This window comes from Parapusillimonas granuli, from assembly GCF_013416525.1.
Lineage (GTDB): Bacteria > Pseudomonadota > Gammaproteobacteria > Burkholderiales > Burkholderiaceae_B > Parapusillimonas > Parapusillimonas granuli.
On the sequence record NZ_JACCEM010000006.1, the window covers coordinates 19,085 to 38,396 of the forward strand.

At 65.1% G+C, this 19,312-nt stretch carries 18 protein-coding genes; 6 read left to right on the forward strand and 12 right to left on the reverse strand.

Annotation, left to right across the window (positions count from 1 at the left end):
* Window positions 1-5 precede the first annotated feature (5 nt).
* The 7 genes from pyk to H0A72_RS12080 all read right to left on the reverse strand — a co-directional run bounded on the left by pyk (window position 6) and on the right by H0A72_RS12080 (window position 5,995).
* Window positions 6-1,460, reverse strand: a complete 1,455-nt coding sequence (pyk, locus tag H0A72_RS12050; protein WP_218953297.1) for a pyruvate kinase — start codon at window positions 1,458-1,460, stop codon at window positions 6-8.
* An 18-nt stretch (window positions 1,461-1,478) separates the two neighbouring features.
* Window positions 1,479-1,949, reverse strand: coding sequence for a 23S rRNA (pseudouridine(1915)-N(3))-methyltransferase RlmH (gene rlmH, locus H0A72_RS12055; protein ID WP_180155618.1), 471 nt, complete (start codon window positions 1,947-1,949; stop codon window positions 1,479-1,481).
* A 3-nt stretch (window positions 1,950-1,952) separates the two neighbouring features.
* The gene (gene rsfS / locus H0A72_RS12060) at window positions 1,953-2,354 is read right to left on the reverse strand and encodes a ribosome silencing factor (RefSeq protein WP_180155621.1); all 402 of its coding nucleotides are present in this window, start codon (window positions 2,352-2,354) and stop codon (window positions 1,953-1,955) included.
* Between the two features lie 22 nt (window positions 2,355-2,376).
* Window positions 2,377-2,976 carry a nicotinate (nicotinamide) nucleotide adenylyltransferase gene (gene nadD, locus H0A72_RS12065; RefSeq protein ID WP_180155623.1) on the reverse strand — a complete coding sequence of 200 codons (600 nt, stop codon included), beginning with the start codon at window positions 2,974-2,976 and terminating at the stop codon, window positions 2,377-2,379.
* Window positions 2,967-3,869, reverse strand: a complete 903-nt coding sequence (gene hemF / locus H0A72_RS12070; RefSeq protein ID WP_180155625.1) for an oxygen-dependent coproporphyrinogen oxidase — start codon at window positions 3,867-3,869, stop codon at window positions 2,967-2,969. Before hemF ends, nadD begins: the two co-directional genes overlap by 10 nt.
* A gap of 32 nt (window positions 3,870-3,901) precedes the next feature.
* Window positions 3,902-5,197: a phosphoribosylamine--glycine ligase gene (gene purD, locus H0A72_RS12075; protein WP_180155627.1), complete on the reverse strand. Its 1,296-nt coding sequence runs from the start codon at window positions 5,195-5,197 to the stop codon at window positions 3,902-3,904.
* 66 nt (window positions 5,198-5,263) lie between these two features.
* Window positions 5,264-5,995, reverse strand: coding sequence for a YebC/PmpR family DNA-binding transcriptional regulator (locus H0A72_RS12080; protein WP_180155629.1), 732 nt, complete (start codon window positions 5,993-5,995; stop codon window positions 5,264-5,266).
* 101 nt (window positions 5,996-6,096) lie between these two features.
* Between H0A72_RS12080 and H0A72_RS12085 the strand changes: the two genes are divergently transcribed.
* Together H0A72_RS12085 and H0A72_RS12090 are read left to right on the forward strand one after the other, a co-directional pair.
* On the forward strand, window positions 6,097-7,599 hold the full coding sequence (locus H0A72_RS12085; protein ID WP_180156136.1) for a helicase HerA-like domain-containing protein: 1,503 nt from the start codon (window positions 6,097-6,099) through the stop codon (window positions 7,597-7,599).
* A gap of 71 nt (window positions 7,600-7,670) precedes the next feature.
* A complete protein-coding gene (locus H0A72_RS12090) occupies window positions 7,671-8,738 on the forward strand; it encodes a tartrate dehydrogenase (RefSeq protein ID WP_180155631.1) in 1,068 nt (355 codons plus the stop codon).
* A gap of 51 nt (window positions 8,739-8,789) precedes the next feature.
* On the opposite strand, the gene H0A72_RS12095 is transcribed toward H0A72_RS12090, so the two are convergent.
* On the reverse strand, window positions 8,790-9,668 hold the full coding sequence (locus H0A72_RS12095; RefSeq protein ID WP_180155633.1) for a DMT family transporter: 879 nt from the start codon (window positions 9,666-9,668) through the stop codon (window positions 8,790-8,792).
* Between the two features lie 78 nt (window positions 9,669-9,746).
* Between H0A72_RS12095 and H0A72_RS12100 the strand changes: the two genes are divergently transcribed.
* Complete coding sequence (locus H0A72_RS12100; RefSeq protein WP_180155635.1) at window positions 9,747-10,733, forward strand: quinone oxidoreductase family protein; 987 nt, start codon at window positions 9,747-9,749, stop codon at window positions 10,731-10,733.
* Between the two features lie 87 nt (window positions 10,734-10,820).
* Here H0A72_RS12100 and H0A72_RS12105 read toward each other — a convergent pair whose 3' ends face one another.
* The 3 genes from H0A72_RS12105 to H0A72_RS12115 are packed head-to-tail and all read right to left on the reverse strand — an operon-like array spanning window position 10,821 to window position 15,071.
* Entirely contained in the window at window positions 10,821-11,831 is a 1,011-nt protein-coding gene (locus H0A72_RS12105) for a class 1 fructose-bisphosphatase (protein WP_180155637.1), read from the reverse strand.
* Between the two features lie 15 nt (window positions 11,832-11,846).
* Window positions 11,847-14,537: an aminopeptidase N gene (gene pepN, locus H0A72_RS12110; protein ID WP_180155639.1), complete on the reverse strand. Its 2,691-nt coding sequence runs from the start codon at window positions 14,535-14,537 to the stop codon at window positions 11,847-11,849.
* A gap of 42 nt (window positions 14,538-14,579) precedes the next feature.
* Window positions 14,580-15,071, reverse strand: coding sequence for a GNAT family N-acetyltransferase (locus H0A72_RS12115; RefSeq protein WP_180155641.1), 492 nt, complete (start codon window positions 15,069-15,071; stop codon window positions 14,580-14,582).
* 129 nt (window positions 15,072-15,200) lie between these two features.
* Here H0A72_RS12115 and H0A72_RS12120 point away from each other — a divergent pair, with 129 nt between their 5' ends.
* The gene (locus tag H0A72_RS12120; protein ID WP_180155643.1) at window positions 15,201-15,845 is read left to right on the forward strand and encodes a DUF4136 domain-containing protein; all 645 of its coding nucleotides are present in this window, start codon (window positions 15,201-15,203) and stop codon (window positions 15,843-15,845) included.
* 110 nt (window positions 15,846-15,955) lie between these two features.
* Here H0A72_RS12120 and H0A72_RS12125 read toward each other — a convergent pair whose 3' ends face one another.
* Window positions 15,956-16,303, reverse strand: coding sequence for an H-NS histone family protein (locus H0A72_RS12125; RefSeq protein WP_180155645.1), 348 nt, complete (start codon window positions 16,301-16,303; stop codon window positions 15,956-15,958).
* 205 nt (window positions 16,304-16,508) lie between these two features.
* Between H0A72_RS12125 and H0A72_RS12130 the strand changes: the two genes are divergently transcribed.
* Both H0A72_RS12130 and tldD read left to right on the forward strand, forming a co-directional pair.
* Entirely contained in the window at window positions 16,509-17,321 is an 813-nt protein-coding gene (locus H0A72_RS12130; RefSeq protein ID WP_425502557.1) for a carbon-nitrogen hydrolase family protein, read from the forward strand.
* A gap of 27 nt (window positions 17,322-17,348) precedes the next feature.
* A complete protein-coding gene (tldD, locus tag H0A72_RS12135; RefSeq protein WP_180155649.1) occupies window positions 17,349-18,806 on the forward strand; it encodes a metalloprotease TldD in 1,458 nt (485 codons plus the stop codon).
* Window positions 18,807-19,312: the final 506 nt, after the last annotated feature.

Sequence of the window (19,312 nt, forward strand, 5' to 3'; positions counted from 1 at the left end):
CCGCGCTATTTCACCTTCAGGATCTTCATGCCGTTGGTGCCGCCGCTATTGCTGTAGTAGTCGCCCTTGGTGAGGATGATCCAGTCGCCCTTGCGCAGCAGGGCCTGGGTTTTCAGGCGGTCGATGGCCTGGTCGCTGACGTCGGCCGGGTCGATCTTCGCGGCGTCGAAGGGCACGGTGTAGACGCCGCGGAACATGGCGGCGCGCCGCTGGGTGCGGGGATGCCGCGTATAGCAGTAAATGGGCACGCCTGAACGGATGCGCGACATGATCAGCGGCGTGTGGCCGCTTTCGGTCAGGCTGATGATGGCCTTGATGCCCGGGAAATGGTTGGCGGCGTACATGGCCGACAAGGCGATGGTCTCGTCGCAGCGCGAGAAGGTTTCCCCGAGCCGGTGGCCGGAGCGCGTGGTGGTGCGCTCCTGTTCGGCGCCCAGGCAGACGCGGGCCATGGCTTTGACGGCTTCGACGGGGTACTGGCCCGACGCGGTTTCGGCGGACAGCATGACGGCGTCGGTGTAGTCGAGCACGGCGTTGGCGACGTCGGAGACTTCCGCGCGCGTGGGCATGGGGCTGCCGACCATGGATTCCATCATCTGCGTCGCGGTGATCACCAGCTTGTTGTGCGTGCGGGCATGCTGGATGATGCGCTTCTGGATGCCCACCAGCCGGGCGTCGCCGATCTCGACGCCCAGGTCGCCGCGGGCCACCATGACGCCGTCGCTGACCTTGATGATGGCGTCCAGCGCGCGGTCGTCGGCCACCGCTTCGGCGCGCTCGATCTTGGCGATGATCCAGGCCTTGCTGCCCGCTTCCTGGACCAGCTTGCGGGCTTCCTGGATGTCGTGGCCATAGCGCGGGAACGAGACGGCGATGTAGTCCATGTCCAGCTCGGCGGCCAGCTTGATGTCTTCGCGGTCCTTGTCGGTCAGGCTGGGGGCGGAGATGCCGCCGCCGCGGCGGTTGATGCCTTTGTTGTTCGACAGCGGCCCGCCCACGGTGACCGTGGCATGCACGGCGTGCTCGTCGACCGTGTCGACGGACAGCACCACGCGGCCGTCGTCGAGCAGGAGCTCGTCGCCGGGGTGGCAGTCCTGGACCAGGCTGGGGTAGTCGATGCCGACGATGGACTCGGTGCCCGCGTCGCCGGGATGCTGGTTGGACAGGGTGAAGCGCTGCCCGGTCTTCAGTGTCACCGCCTGGTTCTTGAAGCGCGCGATGCGGATCTTCGGCCCTTGCAGGTCGCCCATGATCGCCACGAAGCGGCCATGCTTTTCCGAGAGGCTGCGCACCAGCCCGGCGCGCTTGCGGTGGTCGTCGGGGCTGCCGTGGGAAAAGTTCAGCCGGGCGACGTCCATGCCGGCGAGGATGAGCGCTTCGATGCTGTCAGGACTGCTGCTGGCGGGGCCGAGCGTGGCGACGATTTTCGTGCGACGCCGCGGCGCGATGGTTGGACTCATTGAAGGGAGCTCCTGTGCTTATGCGCGGTGATAGGGATGGCCTGTCATGATGGACCAGGCGCGATACAGCTGCTCCGCCAGCAGCACGCGCACCATCGGATGCGGCAGCGTCAGCGACGACAGCCGCAATTTGCCTTGGCAGCTTTGCTTGAGCTCGGCATCCAGGCCGTCCGGACCACCAATCAGGAAAACGATATCCTGCCCGCTCGCCCGCCATTTTTCAAGCTCGCGCGCGAGCGCCATGGTGCCGATGTCCTTGCCATGCTCGTCCAGGGCGATGCGCAGCGCGCCCGGCGGGACGGCCGCTTCGATTCGCCGGGCCTCGGCGTGCATCATCTGGGCAGCCGTTTTCCCGGATGTCCGGGACTCGGGCTTGATCTCTCTGAGTTCCAGCGTGCAGTCGGCCGGCAGCCGCCGGGCGTATTCCTTCCAGCCGGCCTCCACCCAGTCCGGCATGCGCAGGCCGACGGCGATGACGATGAGCTTCATGGCTCAGGCGTCATCGTCGCGGTAATCGAAAGCGGAAGGCATGTAGGGTTGGGTCGATTGGGGCAGCAGCTTGACCCGCACGGGCTTGCCGCCCCAGATCTCTTCCAGGTTGTAGTACTGCCGGACTTCGGGCTGCATGCAGTGCACGACGATGTCGCCCAGGTCGATGAGCACCCATTCTCCCGAGTCCTCGCCTTCACACGCGATGATGGGGATCTTGTGCGCGCGCGCCTTGTCGGCGACGTTGGCGGCGATCGCCCGCGTCTGGCGGTTGGAACTGCCGCTGGCGATGATGACGCGATCGAAGAGACCGGTGATGTGAGAAGTGTTGAACACCTTGATGTCCAGCGCCTTGACGTCTTCCAGCGCGTCGATCACCAGGCGTTGCATTTTTTGAATATCCATAGAGTGGCGTTTTATCGTGTCGTTAAACGGCGGCTGCGCTGTACAGGCCGTGGCGCCGTATGTAGTCGGCGACCTCGGCGTCCAGCATGCCGCTGGTGGATTGCCCCCGCGCCAGGCGCTCGCGTACCTGGGTGGAAGAAATGGTTTGCGGTTTGAACGGCAGGATCTCCAGCCGCCGCCCCAGGGTTTCGAGGTGGGCCTGCAAGGCCGGCGGCGCCTGCGGCGCGGCGCCCCGGTGCGCCACCGCCAGCGTCGCCAGCCGGGCGATTTCCTGCCAGGCGTGCCAGGAGCAGAAATTGCCCAGTTGATCGGAACCCAGTATCCAATAATACTCGGGACCGGTGGGAAGCTGGCGCAGCGTGTCCACCGTGTAGGTCTTCCCGCCCCGCCGGATCTCGATGTCGTTCACGGCCATATGGGGGCGGCCGCGGACGGCGATCCGCAGCATGGCCAGCCTGTGCGCGCCGCTGGCGGCCAGCGCGCCGCGTTGCCAGGGGTCGGCGGCGGGTATGAGCTCCACCCTGGCGAGCTCCAGCGCCCGCCAGGCCGTCTCGGCCAGGTCGATGTGCGCGAGATGGACGGGATCGAAGCTCCCGCCCAGCAGGCCGATTTTTATAGCCATTCGCGCGGCGTCAGGTAGGCCTGGAGCTCGGCTTCGGCCGAGCCTTGCTTGGGCGTCCAGCAATAGCGCCAGGCCGCGGTCGGCGGCATGGAAAGCAGGATGGATTCCGTGCGGCCTCCGGACTGCAGCCCGAACAAGGTGCCGCGATCGAGCACCAGGTTGAACTCCACGTAGCGCCCGCGGCGATAGGCCTGGAAATCGCGCTGCTTTTCGGTGTAGTCGATGCCCCGGCGCTTTTCCACGATGGGCATGTAGGCGTTCAGGAAGCAGTCGCCCACGGCGCGGGTGAGCGCGAAGCTGTGGTCGAAGCCGCCTTCGCTGAGGTCGTCGAAGAAAATGCCGCCTATCCCGCGCGTCTCCTTGCGGTGCTTGAGATAGAAGTATTCGTCGCACCACTTTTTATATGCCGGATACTTTTCCGGGCCGAAGGGCTGCAGCGCATCGCGGCAGGTGCGGTGGAAGTGGCGCGCGTCTTCTTCGAAGGGGTAGTAGGGCGTCAGGTCCAGGCCGCCGCCGAACCAGAAGACGTCGGCGCCGCCCTGCGGCGCATGGGCCACGAACAGGCGCACGTTCATGTGCGTGGTCGGCACGTGGGGATTGCGCGGATGCAGCACCATGGACACCCCCATGGCCTCCCAGGACCTGCCCGCCAGCTCGCCGCGGTGCGAGCTGGCCGAGGGCGGCAGCGCCTTGCCGCGCACATGGCTGAACAGGACGCCCGCCCGCTCGAACAGCGAGCCGCCTTCCAGATAGCGCGTCAGGCCGCCTCCGCCTTCTTCGCGCGTCCAGGGGTCGGCGTCGAAGTTGCTGCCGTCGGCCTCTTCGAGGGCTCGCACGATCCGTGACTGCAGGTCGAGGAAATAATCGTAGGCGGCTGAAATGGGAACGGTCATGGTATTCCTTGTGTTGGGCCCGCGGCCCGCGTTCAGGAGGACGGCCCCGCGGCCGACACGGCGCGCCAGCCGATGTCGCTGCGGTACTGTTGCCCGTCGAAATGGGTCTGGGCGATCGCGTCGTAGGCGGCGGCCTGCGCGCGCTTCACGGAATCCGCCAGGACGGTGACGCACAGCACGCGGCCGCCCGAAGTCTTGAGCACGCCGTCTTCGAGGCGGGTGCCGGCATGGAAGGTGACGCATTCGTCGGTGTCCGGCGCCAGGCGTTCGATGACGTCGCCCGTGCGCGGCGTGTCGGGATAGTTCTTGGCCGCCACCACGACGCCCAGCGCCGTGCGGCGGTCCCATTCGATCTCGGCCTGGTCCAGCTTGCCCGCGATGGCCAGTTCGAAGACCTGGGTGAGGTCGCTTTTTATCCGCATCATGATGGGCTGGGTTTCGGGGTCGCCCATGCGGCAGTTGAATTCCAGCACTTTCAGCGGCCGGCTTGCGTCGGGGCCTTCGCCTATCATCAGGCCGGCGTACAGGAAACCCGTGTAGGGCAGGCCGTCTTTGGCCATGCCGGCGATGGTCGGCTGGATGACTTCGCGCATGATGCGGTTGTGCAGGGCGGGCGTGATGATGGGCGCGGGCGAGTAAGCGCCCATGCCGCCGGTGTTGGGGCCCTGGTCGCCGTCCTTCAGGCGCTTGTGGTCCTGGCTGGTGGCCAGCGCCAGCGTGTTCCGGCCGTCGCACATGACGATGAAGCTGGCTTCCTCGCCCTGCAGGCATTCTTCGATGACGACGCGCGCGCCCGCCTGGCCGAAGGAGCCGTCGCCCAGCATCATGTCTATGGCGCGGTGGGCTTCGTCCACCGTTTCCGCCACCACCACGCCCTTGCCGGCGGCAAGGCCGTCGGCCTTGACGACGATGGGCGCGCCCTGTCGCGCGACATAGTCCCTGGCCTGCGCCGGGTCGGTGAAGGTCTGGTAGGCCGCGGTGGGAATGCCGTGGCGGACCATGAAGGCCTTGGCATAGTCCTTGGAGCTTTCCAGCTGCGCCGCCGCCTTGGTGGGGCCGAAGATCTTCAGGCCGGCGGCGCGGAAGGCGTCGACCACGCCGGCGGCCAGCGGGGCCTCGGGCCCGACCACGGTAAAGGCGATTTTTTCGGACTGCGCGAATTTCACAAGCTCGTCGACCGCGGTGATGGCGATGTTGCGCATCTGGCCGTGAGCGGCGGTGCCGCCGTTGCCAGGCGCGACGAATATGGTTTGGACCCGCGGAGACTGGGCCAGGCGCCACGCAAGGGCATGTTCACGGCCACCGCCGCCGATAACGAGTAGTTTCATAGATTCGAGCTTGATAACCCCGTGAAGGGCAAAGTTGTATGAATGGATGTCGGGTGGGGAAGCGCGCTATTGGGCTTCATCGAAGACGGCGGTAGTGTATACCTCTTGCACGTCGTCCAGGCTCTCGAGCGCATCCAGCATCTTCTGCGTCTTTTCGGCGTCTTCGCCCGTCAGTTCGGTTTCGTTCAAGGCCTTCATGATGACGCCCTGGACTTCCGGGACGAGCCCGGCCGCTTCGAACGCCGCCTTCAGCGCGGCATAGTCGGCCGGCGCGGACACGACTTCGATCACGCCTTCGTCGTCGGTCTGGACGTCTTCGGCGCCCGCTTCCAGGGCCACTTCCATGACGCGTTCTTCGGGCGTGCCGGGCGCGAACAGGAACTGCCCGCAATGCTTGAACATGAAGGCGACCGAGCCTTCCTGGCCCAGGTTGCCGCCGTGCTTGCCGAGGGCGTGGCGCACTTCCGCGACGGTGCGGGTGCGGTTGTCGGTCATGCAGTCGATGATGACCGCCGCGCCGCCGGCGCCATAGCCTTCGTAGCGCACTTCTTCATAGCTGGCCCCGTCGGCGCCGCCCGCGCCGCGCTGGATGGCGCGCTGGATGTTGTCCTTGGGCATGTTGGCCGCGGTGGCTTTGTCCCAGGCCATGCGCAGCCGCGGGTTGGCGTCCGGATCGGCGCCGCCGGCGCGCGCCGCGACGGTGATTTCACGAATGATTTTTGTCCAGAGCTTGCCTCGCTTGGCGTCTTGGCGACCTTTTCGGTGCTGGATGTTCGCCCATTTACTGTGACCGGCCATAAAGTCTCATCAAATCAAAGGTAAAGAAGCCATTTTAGCGCGTGCAGAAGGACGGGCATCGAATTACACTTGGGCTTCCGATTCGAAATGGTATGGAAAATATGGCCGATCCCGTCGTCATCGCAAAGAATGCGCATACGGACTGCGTACTCCTGCCTCAGCTGGCCAACCGCCACGGCTGCATCACCGGCGCGACCGGCACGGGCAAGACGGTGACGCTCCAGGTGCTCGCCGAAGCGTTTTCGCGCATGGGCACGCCGGTATTCCTGGCCGACGTGAAAGGCGACCTGACCGGCATCTCGCAGGCGGGCGCGCCCAGCCCCAAGCTGCAGGACCGCCTCGCCAAGCTGGGCCTGCCGGAACCGGCCTGGGGCGGCTGCCCCGTGGCGTTCTGGGACATATTCGGCGAACAGGGCCACCCCGTGCGCGCCACGGTGTCCGACATGGGGCCGCTGCTGCTGGCGCGCATGCTGGAACTGAACGACACGCAGGAAGGTGTGCTGAGCCTGGTCTTCAAGCTGGCCGACGACGAAGGCCAGCTGATCCTCGACCTGAAAGACCTGCGCGCCATGCTGCAGAACGTGGCCGAGCGCGCCGCCGAGATCCGCAGCCGCTACGGCAACGTGTCGTCGGCGTCCATCGGCGCGATACAGCGCAGCCTGCTGCGCCTGGAGGCCCAGGGCGCCGAGCGCTATTTCGGCGAACCCATGCTCGACGTCTTCGACATGATACGCGCCGATGCCGGCGGGCGCGGCGTCGTGAACGTGCTCGCGGCCGACAAGCTCATGCAATCGCCCCGGCTGTATGCCGTCTTCCTGCTGTGGCTGCTTTCGGATCTATACGAAAGGCTGCCCGAAGTCGGCGACCCGGACAAGCCCAAGTTCGTGTTCTTCTTCGACGAGGCGCACCTGCTGTTCAACGACGCCCCGAAGGTCCTGCTGGAAAAAATCGAGCAAGTCGTCCGGCTGGTGCGCTCCAAGGGCGTGGGCGTCTATTTCGTCACGCAGAACCCGCTCGACATCCCCGATACCGTGCTGGGTCAGCTGGGCAACCGTGTGCAGCACGCCTTGCGCGCCTTCACGCCGCGCGACCAGAAAGCCGTCAAGACGGCGGCGCAGACCATGCGCCCGAATCCCGGACTCGACATCGAAGCGGCGATCACCGAACTGGGCGTGGGCGAGGCGCTGGTGTCCATGCTCGATGAAAAAGGGCGGCCGTCCGTCACGCAGCGCGTATGGATGGTCGCGCCCGGCAGCCGCATCGGTCCCGCGTCCGAGGCCGAGCGCCAGGCCTTGCGGGCCGGCTCGCTGCTCGCTGGAAAGTACGAGCAGGCCGTGGACCGCGAGTCCGCCTACGAGATCCTGCAAAAGCGCGCGGACGAAGCGGCGCGCGCGGCCGCCGCGTCGGCCGGCAAAGGCGCTGCGCCCGGCGGGGCCGACGGCGGCGGCCTGCTCGGGTCGGTCAATGATTTTCTGTTCGGCTCCACGGGCCCGCGCGGCGGGCGCCGCGACGGCGTCGTGCAGTCGGCCGTCAAGAGCGCCATACGCAGTTCGGCGACCAAGCTGCTGCGCGGGGTGCTGGGTTCGCTGGTCGGCAAGCGCTGACCGGCCCAATGATCAAGGACAAGCCGGGCATGGGCCCGTGTTTTTTTATTTAGGAAGAGGTGAGGAAACGCATGTTGAACAAGCATAAAATCGCGGTGATTGCCGGAGACGGCATCGGCAAAGAGGTGATGCCGGAAGGCCTCCGGGTGCTCGACGCCGCGGCCGGCCGCTACGGCATACAGTTCGAGTGGGACACCCTGGACTGGAGCTGCGACTACTACGCCAAGCATGGGCGCATGATGCCCGAAGACTGGAAAGAGCGCATCGGCGGCCACGAGGCGATTTTCTTCGGCGCCATAGGCTGGCCCGCCACGGTGCCGGACCACATCGCGCTCTGGGAATCCCTGTTCAAGTTCCGCCGGGAATTCGACCAATACATCAACCTGCGGCCCGTGCGCCTGATGCCCGGCGTGCGGTCCCCGCTGGCGGGCCGCAAGCCCGGCGACATCGATTTCTACATCGTGCGCGAGAACACCGAGGGCGAATACTCCAATAGCGGCGGCCGGCTGTTCGAGGGCACGGAGCGCGAGGTCGTCATCCAGGAAAGCGTGTTCACGCGCGTGGGCGCCGAACGGGTGCTGAAGTTCGCCTTCGATCTGGCGCAGAAGCGGGGCAAGCACCTGACTGCGGCCACCAAGTCCAACGGCATTTCCATATCCATGCCGTGGTGGGACGAGCGCGTCGCCGAGATGGCCGCCCGCTACCCCGACGTACGCTGGGACAAATACCATATCGACATCCTGTGCGCGCATTTCGTGCAGCATCCGGACTGGTTCGACGTCGTCGTGGCGTCCAATCTGTTCGGCGACATTCTGTCCGACCTGGGGCCGGCCTGCACCGGCACCATAGGCATCGCGCCGTCCGCGAACCTGAATCCCGACCGCAAGTTCCCGTCGCTGTTCGAGCCCGTGCACGGCTCGGCCCCCGACATCTACGGCAAGGGTGTCGCGAACCCCATCGGGCAGATCTGGAGCGGCGCGATGATGCTGGAATTCCTCGGCCATCCCGAGGCGGCGGCAAGCGTCGTCAAGGCGATAGAAACCGTGCTCGAGAACGGTCCGCGCACGCCCGACATGGGCGGGTCCGCCAGCACGCGCGAAGTGGGGCAGGCGATCGCCGATCTGGTGGCGTCGGCCTGAAGACGGCGCGCTTCCGGGCCGGCGCCGCCTGCCTTTTAGCGTTGGCAGGCCCTAGCGTTTGGCCGGGCCGGGCTTGCGCCGGGTTTTGCGCAGGCCCGACCAGACGATGGCGCTGATCATCAGGGCGCCGCCCGTCAGCGCGCGCGCCGACGGGTATTGCGCAAACAGGACCGCCGCAAAGAAAATCGCGTACACAGGCTCCAGCGCGATCACGATGCCCGCGCTGCGGGCATTCAGGACGGTCAGGCTGGCCACCAGCAGGTAGTGCGACAGCGCCGTGCACAGCACGCCCAGCAGGGCGATCCACAGCCAGTCCAGCGCCTGGATCTGCGTGATGGCGGGAAAGGAAAACGGCAGCGTGAGCAGCGCCACGAACAGGTTTTCCCAGCAGGCTACCTGCTGCGCCGGCAGATGGCCGGCCGCGCGGCGGTTGATGAGGGTGAACAGCGCGAAGGTCAGCCCCGAAAGCACCGCCCAGCCCAGCCCCACCGTGGCGTCGTCCCGGAAGTCGACGGACGGCGTCACCAGGATCAGCCCCAGGGTCACCAGGGCGAGTATCAGCCATTCCTGCACGCTGATCTGTTCCTTGAATACCAGCCTTTCGCACAAAGTGATGAAGGCGGGAAAGCTCGCGAAGCCCAGCGTGGCGATGGCGACGCCGGACACCTTCACCGAAATGAAGAAAGTGACCCAATGGACCGCGAGCATGGCGCCCGCCAGGGCAAGCACCGCCAGGTTGCGCCCGGCGATGCCGCGCAGCGCGGACGCGCCCTGGAAGCGCATGAACAGGTACAGGGCGACGAAGGCCAGTCCAGCCCTGCCGGCGGTGATGACGGCGGCGTCGGAATTGATGAGTTCGCCGAAGATGCCCGTCAGGCCGAACAGCACGGCCGCGGCGTGGATTGCAAAAAGAGCGTGCCTGCGATTCATATTTCAGATACAGGGCCGCGTTTACGATTTAAACTAGCCGCATCATCGGGCAAGCAATTTTTTTGCAAGGAGTCGGTCTTGGAAACGCAGGTGAAAGCAATACGCATCGAGAAGCACGGTGGTCCGGAAGTACTGAAGCTGGTTACGGTGGATGTCCCCGCGCCTCAGAACAATGAAGTTACTATACGCCAAAAAGCGGTGGGCCTGAATTTTATCGACATCTATTTCCGGACGGGGCTGTACCCGCATCCGCTGCCGCACGGCCTGGGCTTCGAGGCATCGGGCGTGGTCGAGGCCGTGGGCGGCGACGTCAAGCACCTGAAGGTCGGCGACCGCGTCGCCTATGGGCAAAGTCCGCTGGGCGCCTATGCCGAAGCGCGCAACGTGCCGGCCGACCGCGTGGTCAAGATTCCCCGCAACGTCAGTTTCGAGCAGGCGGCCGCGCTCATGCTGAAGGGGCTGACGGTGCAGTATCTGTTCCGCCAGACGTATCGGCTGCAGGGCGGCGAAACCATTCTGTTCCATGCGGCGGCCGGGGGCGTGGGCCTGATCGCCTGCCAGTGGGCCAAGGCGCTGGGCGTGAAGCTCATCGGCACGGCGTCCACCCCCGAGAAGGCGGCGCTGGCCAAGGCGAACGGGGCCTGGGAGGTCATCGATTACAGCAGGGAAGATGTGGTCGAGCGCGTGAAGGAGCTCACCAACGGCAAGAAGGTTCCCGTGGTCTACGACGGCGTCGGCAAGGACACTTGGCTGACCTCCCTCGATTGCCTGGAGCCACGCGGCCTGATGGTCAGTTTCGGCAACGCCTCGGGGCCGGTCGAGGGAGTGAATCTCGGCATCCTGGCCAGCAAGGGCTCGCTGTACGTGACGCGTCCTTCCTTGGGTACGCACGTGGCGACGCTTGAAAAAATGCAGGCGGCGGCGGAAGAACTCTTCGGCCTGGTGTCCAAGAAGAAGATCAGCATCAACATCGGCCAGCGCTTCGCCTTGGCCGATGCGGGCGCGGCTCAGGCGGCGCTGGCCGGCCGTAAGACCACCGGGGCGACGATACTTACGCTCGACTGAGCGCTGAAGCTGGGGGGCGTTGCGGGCCGGCGGGTTCTACTCGCTGCCGGCCGGCCGGGGCGCCCCTTGCCGGGAAAGCCCGCGCGGTCACAGCTCGAGGTGATAGTTGCGAACGCGCTCGACTTCCTCCTTCGAGCCCAGGACCACGCCCACGCGCTGATGCAGCGCCTCCGGGAAAATGTCCAGAATGCGCTCCGAGCCGTCGGTCGCCGCGCCGCCCGCCTGTTCCACGATGAAACTCATCGGGTTGGCCTCGTACATCAGCCGCAGCTTGCCCTTCCTGCCTGAAGGGCGCTCGTCGCGCGGATACATGAAGATGCCTCCGCGGGTCAGGATGCGATGCACATCGGCCACCATCGAGGCGATCCAGCGCATGTTGTAGTCCTTGCCCAGCGGCCCCGTCTTGCCGGCGAGGCAATCGCCGATATAGCGCTTGACCGGCGTTTCCCAATGGCGCATGTTCGACATGTTGATCGCGAATTCAGACGTCTGCTCGGGAATCCGGATGTCTTTGTGAGTCAGCACCCACGAACCCATTTCGCGGTCCAGCGTGAAGCCCACCACGCCGTTGCCCACCGTCAGCACCAGCATGGTCTGCGGACCGTACACCGCGTAGCCTGCGGCGACCTGGCGGCTGCCGGGCTGCAGGAAGTCGGCTTCCTCGATGTCGCGGCCCGAGGCGTGATGCGGCGCGCGCAGCACCGAAAATATGGTGCCGATGGACACATTGACGTCGATGTTCGAAGAGCCGTCCAGCGGATCGAACAGCAGCAGGTGTTCGCCCTTGGGATAGCGGTTGGGGATCCGGTGTATGGTTTCCATTTCTTCGGACGCCATGCCCGCCAGGTGTCCGCCCCACTCGTTGGCTTCCAGCAGGATCTCGTTGGAGAGCACGTCCAGCTTCTTCTGGACCTCGCCTTGCACGTTCTCGCTTTCCAGGCTGCCAAGCACGCCGCCGAGCGCGCCCTTGCTCACGGCATGGCCGATGGCCTTGCAGGCGCGGGCGACGATTTCAATGAGCAGGCGCACTTCAGCGGATACCGCCTGCTTTCGGCGCTGCTGTTCCACCAGGTACTGGGTGAGGGTTTTTCGTGTCATTTTTTGCTCCGACAGCTAGATTTTCAGGGCTTTGGAAATGATTTCCGCGACATTGCGCGACAGTTTTTCCCGGTCTTGTATGGATTGCAGCGCGGATCGCAAGGCGCTGCGCTGCGGCTCGGCGAAGCGCGCCCAGTTGTCGAAGGCGCGCGCCAGCCTGGCGGCGATCTCGGGGTTCAGTTCGTCCAGCGCGATGACCTGTTCGGCCCAGAAGGCGTAGCCGTCGGCGTGATGCACGCCTTCCAGGTTGTTCATGCAGAACTGGAAGATCAGGGAACGGGCGCGATTCGGATTGCGCAGGGAAAAAGCCGGGTGCAGCATCAGGGCGCGCACGGTCTCGACCGTCGTCCCGGGGGCGGTGGCTTGCAGGGCGAACCATTTGTCCATGACCAGTGGATCGTGCTGCCATTGCTCGTAGAAATGGCTGAGCGCCTGGGCGCATTCCGGGGACTTCGAGTGGTTGACCAGGGCGGACAGGGCGCCCATGCGGGCCGTCATGTTGCCGGCGCCGTAGTATTGTTCCAGCGCCAGGGTTTCCGCCTGGGGATGCGCCCCGGCCATCAGCATGGACAGCGCAAGATTCTTCAGCGAACGCAGGCCCGCGGACAATGGGTCGGGGCTATAGTCGCCGGCATCTTGCGCCGAATGATAGGCCGACAGCCATTCGGGCGCCAGGGCCGCGCCCAGCTGGGCGCGCAGCTGCCGCCGCGCTTGCACCACGCCCAGCGGGTCCATGGGCGAGGTTTTCTCGAGCAGTTCCTTTTCCGCGGGCAGGCTCAGGACGCGGGCTTTGTAGGCCGGCGTCAGGGCCGCATCGCCCAGCAGGCGCCGCCAGGTCTCGACCAGCGCGGTGTCCGCCGCGGGGTCCTGGCCCTGGCGCAGGGCGCCAACCAGGGCCAGCAGCCGGCGGGTGGCCAGTTCCTGGCCGGCTTCCCAGCGCGCGAACGGGTCGGTGTCGTGGCCGGCCAGCAGCATGAGCTCGGTGTCCGGGCGCTCGTATTCGACGATGACCGGGGCCGAGAAATTGCGCAGCAGCGACAGCACCGGCCGTTCCGGCACATTCCGGAATGTCCAGGTCTGTTGCGCCTCGCGCAATTCGAGCAGCACGGTGTCCCGGGCCGTGCCGTCCAGTTCGGGCTTCAGCGCCGCGCCGGACCGGTCCAGCATGCCCAGCGCGAAGGGAATGTGCAGGGGAGGCTTTTCGGCGGGCGGGTCCTGCAGCTTTTCGATGCCGACCGGGTCGCATCGCTGGGTGAGCGTGACGGCGCAGGCATGGGCATCGGCATCGTAGCGCAGGTCGACGGCGACCCGGGGCGTGCCGGCCTGGGCGTACCAGCGCCGGAATACGCCGAGATTCTTGCCGGGATGCTTTTGGACATACACCGATTCCATCGCATCGACGAAGTCGTCGCAGGTGACGGCCTGCCCGTCGTGGCGCCGGAAATATTCTTCCAGGCCCGCGCGGAAGCCTTCTTCACCGAGCAGGGTATGCTGCATGCGTATGACCTCGGCGCCTTTTTCGTACACGGTCGCGGTATAGAAATTGCCGATTTCCTGATAGCTTTCCGGGCGGATGGGGTGGGCCATGGGACCGGCGTCTTCGGGGAATTGCGCGATGCGCAGCGTGCTGACGTCGTCGATGCGCTTGACGGCGCGCGCGCTTGCGGCTTCGGCGCCCGACAGGCCTTGCGCCAGCATGTCGGCGGAAAACTCCTGGTCGCGGAACACCGTGAGGCCTTCCTTGAGCGACAGCTGGAACCAGTCGCGGCAGGTGACCCGGTTGCCCGTCCAGTTGTGGAAATACTCATGCCCGATGACGGCTTCGATGGCCCGGTAGGCGGCGTCGGTGGCGGTGTCCTTGTCGGCCAGCACGTAGGACGAATTGAAGACGTTCAGGCCCTTGTTTTCCATGGCGCCCATGTTGAAATCGCGCGCCGCCACGATCATGAAGCGGTCCAGGTCGAGTTCCAGGCCGAAGCGGCGCTCGTCCCATTCGAGCGAGCGGCGCAGGCATTCCAGCGCCCATAGCGTCTTGCCGCCCGAGCCGCGGTCGCTGTAGACCTGGAGCAGCGCGGGCCGCCCGCTTTGGGTGCGCGCCTGTTCTTCGCGGCAGTCGAAATCGCCCGCCACGACGGCGAACAGGTAGCAGGGCTTGGGATGCGGGTCCTCCCAGCGGGCCTCGTGGCGGCCGTCGGGCAGATCGCGCTGTTCGAGCAGGTTCCCGTTGGACAGCAGCAGGGGATATTTTTGCTTGTCGGCGCGCAGCACGACCTGGTATTGCGACATGACGTCCGGGCGGTCCGGAAACCAGGTGATGCGGCGAAAGCCTTCGGCTTCGCACTGGGTGAACAATTGGCTGCCGGACACGTACAGCCCCATGAGGCTGGAATTCTGTTCCGGCTTGCAGACGCTGACGATGTCCACGGTATAGCGGTCGGCCCGGGGGTGGAGCGTCAGTGTTTCCGCCTGCAGCACGTATTCGTCCGCCCGCAGCGGCCGGCCGTCGATGGCCACGGATTCGAGCTCGAGATCCTGCCCGTTCAAGACCAGCGGCTGCCAGCCGGCCGAAGCGCTTTCGAAAACCAGCTGCGCGTGCACGCGGGTGCGGGCGGGGTCGAGATCGAAACTGAGTTTTACCTGGGGCAGCCGGTAGGGGTAGGGCTGATAATCGTGGCGGGAAATGGTGGGCGCTGTGTCGGTACGCATGGTATGGGGCGGCAATGGATTCTCGATGCCCTATTGTAGTGTCTATGCGGGCCGTGGCGGCGGCAACTCCAGGGCCAGAAATATCGCGCCCGGAATGGGGTTGAATACATAGGGTTCCGTCGGCTTGAACCCCAGCGAGGTATAAAGCCTGACGGCGGCCGACATGGTGGGCAGGGTGTCCAGGCAGATGCGCTCGTAGCCGGCGTTCTGCGCTTCCTGGCATATGCGGGCGGCGAGCCGGTTCCCGAGGCGCGTTCCGCGCATGGACGGCTTCACGTACAGGCGTTTCATTTCGCAGGCCTTGCCCCCGATGGGCCGCAAGGCGACACAGCCCACCGGCTCGGGCCCGTTCCAGGCGAGCAGGATCCGGCCGGCGGGCGCGGCGTATTTTCCCGGCAGCGCGGATAATTCGGCCTCGAAGTCCTGGAAGCTCAGGTCGATATTCAGGCTTTCCGCGTATTCGCGGAACAAGCCCCTGACGGCGGGCAGATCCTGCGGCAGGCGGGCCGCCATTATTTCGATGGTGTCTGTCATGGGTCGATATTGTATAAGCGCAGCAATTTTTACCGATATGAAACCTTTGGACGGGCGCGGTGGTCTTATGCTATGGATAGGCGTGCGCCGCGGCCATCCGGCCGGTTTCAGTTTACACACGGGGGGTTTATGTGGAATAGATTACAGCAATGCAGGGCGGGCGCATGGCGTGTCTTCCTGGTCCTGGCGGCTGCCCTGTTGGTGAGCGGCTGCGCGTCCACCTTGTCGGCGCGCGTCACCAGCTTTCAGCAGTGGCCGGCCAATACCCAGGGCGCGAGCTACCGCATCGAGCCTGCGCCCGCGCAAGTCAACAACCTGGAATTCCAGTCGGTCGCCGACATGGTCCGCGCGTCGATCGGCCCCATCGGCCTGGTAGAGGCGCCGTCGGCGGGCGCGGCCCGCTTCGTGGTGTCGATCGAATATGGGAATCCGCATACCCAGACCTGGGTCCGCACTTACGACGACTATTATTTGAATGACGGCTGGGGCTTCGGCCCGGCATTCGGCGGATTTTACGGCGGCGGCTGGGGGGGCGGCATATTCATGAGCAGCTACCCCAGGGACGTACCCGTCACCCTATATAAGAATACGCTTACCGTGATTATCAAGGACAACAGCAACAACAAAGCCGAAGTCTATCGTTCCAGCGCCGTGCACAACAGCTACGAGGACAAACTGATGGAGGTCATGCCTTATCTTGCCCGTGCGGTATTCGATGGTTTTCCCGGCAACAATGGGCAGACCCGGGAAGTGACTTACGACAAGATGCGCTGAACGCCCATGGCGCGCTGCGCCGGCCGCCGTTCGGAGAACGCGCGCACGCGCCCGTGCCGGCACCCCTCAGGCAAAAGAAAGGGGCCGCGAGCGGCCCCTTTCTTGAATGCCTACTTGATCAGGAAGGAATCGCGGCTGGCGCCCTCGGCCTCGGCGGAAGTCAGCCAGCGGGGCGCCTTGCCGCGCCCCGTCCAGCTTTGGCCGGTTTCGGGGTGGCGGTATTTCACGGGCACGCTGCGCTTGGCGCCCGGGGCTGCCGGCGCCGCTTTTTTCGCCCTGACGTGGGTGCTCTTTTTGGCATAGGCGGCGCTGACGTCGTCGGGCGTGATATCGTATTCACGCATGGTCTTGACGATGGATGCGATCACCGGGCCGCGCAGGGCTTCGGCCTGCCGCTGGAGCTTGAGTATCTCTTTTTCGATTTTGTGCTTTATGGCGGTATATGAGGCTTGGACCATGAGGAGTTTCCGTTGTCGTGTTGGGTGCGCATGCATATGGAAATGAAACCATTCCCGATATACGGCGGTTATGTGTCCATGTTTTTGATGCGCGCTTATTTTAACGCAGTATTATCGGATTCCGGCCGGGTCCTGGGTATAAATGTATAAAGACGTACCCGTCCGCCGGCGACGTTAATCATTATGTTCAACCATCATGATGAATATGAAGAATAATCCATTTCGGGTTGCCGCCATTCAAACGGTGACTTCCAGCAAGGTCGACGAAAATCTGCGCCAAGCCGCGGACCTCATCGCGGCGGCCGCCCGGGACGGCGCGCAACTGGTCGCGTTGCCCGAGTATTTCTGCTTCATGGGGCGGCGCGACACCGACAAGCTCGCGATCAAGGAAAAGCCCGGCAGCGGGCCCATACAGGATTTCCTGGCGGGCCAGGCGCGCGAACACGGAATATGGCTGGTGGGCGGCACGCTGCCTCTTGATAACGAAGAAACCAGCCGCATTTATAATGCATGCCTGGTGTACGACCCCGCCGGAAAGCAAGTGGCCCGCTACGACAAGATCCATCTGTTCGGTTTTCAGAAGGGCGACGAATCCTATGACGAGTCCATCTCCATACGGCCCGGCGAAAACCAGCCGCAGGCTTTCGATGCGCCCTTCGGGCGGGTGGGGCTGTCCATCTGCTACGACTTGCGTTTTCCCGAGTTTTTTCGCGCCATGGGCGAGCTCGATCTCATCGTCCTGCCCGCGGCGTTCACCTACACGACCGGCTCGGCCCACTGGGAAGTCCTGCTGCGCGCACGCGCCATCGAGAACCAGTGCTATGTGCTGGCGGCGGCCCAGGGCGGCAAGCATGAAACCGGCCGGCGCACCTGGGGCCATTCTGTTTTAATAGACCCCTGGGGCGACGTCGTGGAGTGCCTGGCGGAAGGCCCCGGCCATGTTTGCGGGGCCGTCGATCCGCAGCGTATCGCCGATGTACGGGCCTCGCTGCCGGCGCTCAAGCATCGCACGATGTAACCAACCACTCATACGGTATCCTGATTCATGAAAATTGCTGATCCTGCCATCAACGCCCTGGCCACGGCCAAATCGGTTCTGCTCGACCCCTGGGGCCTGGACGAATCGCATATGGCGCGTGCCCTGGGCGAGATCTTCACCCACAAGGTCGATTACGCGGACTTGTATTTCCAATACACGCGCAGCGAAGGCTGGAGCCTGGAAGAGGGCATCGTCAAGACGGGCAGCTTCTCGATCGAGCAGGGCGTGGGCGTGCGGGCGATCAGCGGGGAAAAGACGGCGTTCGCCTATTCGGACGCCTTGACGCCCGATGCGCTGCTGTCCTCCGCGCAAACCGTGCGCACCATCGCCCGCCGCGGCGCCGGGCGGCAGAAAGTGGCGGCAAGGGACGACGCTCCCGGCCGCTCGCTGTATCCCGCGATCGATCCGGTCAACACGCTGTCGGCGCCCGAAAAAGTCGCGCTCCTGGAGCGCATCGAAGCCATGGCGCGCGCCGCCGATCCGCACATCATCCAGGTCATGGCCGGGCTGGGCGCGGAATACGACGTCATTCTGGTGGCCGGCAGCGACGGCCGCCTCGCCGCCGACGTCCGGCCGCTGGTCCGGCTGTCCCTGACCGTGATCGCCGAGCGCAACGGCAGGCGCGAAATGGGCCACGGCGGCGGCGGCGGGCGCTGCAGCCTGGCTTATTTCACCGACGACGTCCTTCGGTCCTATGTCGAACGCGCAACGCACGAAGCCCTGACGAACCTGGAAGCCAGGCCCGCGCCCGCCGGGGAAATGACGGTGGTGCTGGGTTCGGGCTGGCCGGGGATACTGCTGCACGAAGCGGTGGGGCACGGCCTGGAAGGCGATTTCAACCGCAAGGGCTCCAGCGTGTTTTCCGGCCGGATCGGCGAGCGCGTGGCGTCCAAGGGCGTCACCGTGGTGGACGACGGCACGATCGCCGACCGGCGCGGGTCGCTGAACATAGACGACGAGGGCAATCCGTCGCAGCGCAATGTGCTGATCGAAGACGGCATTCTGAAGGGCTACATCCAGGATTCCATGAACGCGCGGCTGATGAAGATGGCCGTCACCGGCAACGGGCGGCGCGAATCCTATGCGCACCTGCCCATGCCCCGTATGACCAATACATACATGCTGGCGGGCGCCCATGCGCCGGGCGAGATCATCGCTTCGGTGAAAAGAGGGCTGTATGCGGTGAATTTCGGCGGCGGCCAGGTGGACATCACCAGCGGCAAGTTCGTGTTTTCGGCTTCCGAGGCCTATATGATCGAGAACGGCAAGGTGACTCACCCGGTCAAGGGCGCGACGCTGATCGGCAATGGCCCGGACGCGATGAACCGGGTCAGCATGATCGGCGACGACATGCGCCTGGATCCGGGGGTGGGCACTTGCGGAAAGGAAGGCCAGAGCGTTCCGGTCGGGGTCGGCATGCCGACGGTGCGCATGGACGGGTTGACTGTGGGCGGCACCGCCTGATTCGTTCGCGGGACGTGTCGCTGGGGTATGGGACGCGGCTTGCCTGACTTGTCGCGCGGTTCGTGTTGCCCTCGTTCGTGTCACGGAACGCGGTCTGCTTGGCGTGTTGTTCATCAGGTCATGGAACACGGTCTGCTTGGCGTGTTGTTCATCAGATTATGGAACACGGTCTGCTTGGCGTATCGGGGCATCGGGCTAGGCGAAGGCGGTTCTGGCCGTTGGCCAGAACTCCCCGGTTTTGGCTCGTCTCCAGGGCGGTCGCGGAACTCGTGCGCTCGGGCCAGTGGCCCGAAAGCGCGCACTCAAACAGCCGCGCCCTTGCATCCCTGGAGCCAAGCCAAAACCGGCGCCTGCGCATAATCGCCCGCTGCCCCGATACGCCAATCAGCCCTGCGCCCATTGTGATTGAACCGATGATGGCAGCGGCATGCTGGGCGGGCTGGTTCTGGTGTGATGGTATTGGTCTCGACGTGATGGTGTTGGGCCTGATGGGGCGATGCCATTAC

Excerpts from the sequence above, each read along its gene's own strand:
- rlmH (WP_180155618.1), bottom strand. The coding sequence starts at position 1,949 with ATGAAGCTCATCGTCATCGCCGTCGGCCTGCGCATGCCGGACTGGGTG.
- nadD (WP_180155623.1), bottom strand. The coding sequence starts at position 2,976 with ATGGCTATAAAAATCGGCCTGCTGGGCGGGAGCTTCGATCCCGTCCAT.
- purD (WP_180155627.1), bottom strand. The coding sequence starts at position 5,197 with ATGAAACTACTCGTTATCGGCGGCGGTGGCCGTGAACATGCCCTTGCG.
- tldD (WP_180155649.1), top strand. The coding sequence starts at position 17,349 with ATGAAAATTGCTGATCCTGCCATCAACGCCCTGGCCACGGCCAAATCG.
- hemF (WP_180155625.1), bottom strand. The coding sequence starts at position 3,869 with ATGACCGTTCCCATTTCAGCCGCCTACGATTATTTCCTCGACCTGCAG.
- pyk (WP_218953297.1), bottom strand. The coding sequence starts at position 1,460 with ATGAGTCCAACCATCGCGCCGCGGCGTCGCACGAAAATCGTCGCCACG.
- H0A72_RS12080 (WP_180155629.1), bottom strand. The coding sequence starts at position 5,995 with ATGGCCGGTCACAGTAAATGGGCGAACATCCAGCACCGAAAAGGTCGC.
- H0A72_RS12105 (WP_180155637.1), bottom strand. The coding sequence starts at position 11,831 with ATGACACGAAAAACCCTCACCCAGTACCTGGTGGAACAGCAGCGCCGA.
- H0A72_RS12125 (WP_180155645.1), bottom strand. The coding sequence starts at position 16,303 with ATGGTCCAAGCCTCATATACCGCCATAAAGCACAAAATCGAAAAAGAG.
- H0A72_RS12130 (WP_425502557.1), top strand. The coding sequence starts at position 16,509 with ATGAAGAATAATCCATTTCGGGTTGCCGCCATTCAAACGGTGACTTCC.
- rsfS (WP_180155621.1), bottom strand. The coding sequence starts at position 2,354 with ATGGATATTCAAAAAATGCAACGCCTGGTGATCGACGCGCTGGAAGAC.
- H0A72_RS12120 (WP_180155643.1), top strand. The coding sequence starts at position 15,201 with ATGTGGAATAGATTACAGCAATGCAGGGCGGGCGCATGGCGTGTCTTC.
- H0A72_RS12090 (WP_180155631.1), top strand. The coding sequence starts at position 7,671 with ATGTTGAACAAGCATAAAATCGCGGTGATTGCCGGAGACGGCATCGGC.
- H0A72_RS12115 (WP_180155641.1), bottom strand. The coding sequence starts at position 15,071 with ATGACAGACACCATCGAAATAATGGCGGCCCGCCTGCCGCAGGATCTG.
- H0A72_RS12095 (WP_180155633.1), bottom strand. The coding sequence starts at position 9,668 with ATGAATCGCAGGCACGCTCTTTTTGCAATCCACGCCGCGGCCGTGCTG.
- pepN (WP_180155639.1), bottom strand. The coding sequence starts at position 14,537 with ATGCGTACCGACACAGCGCCCACCATTTCCCGCCACGATTATCAGCCC.
- H0A72_RS12085 (WP_180156136.1), top strand. The coding sequence starts at position 6,097 with ATGGCCGATCCCGTCGTCATCGCAAAGAATGCGCATACGGACTGCGTA.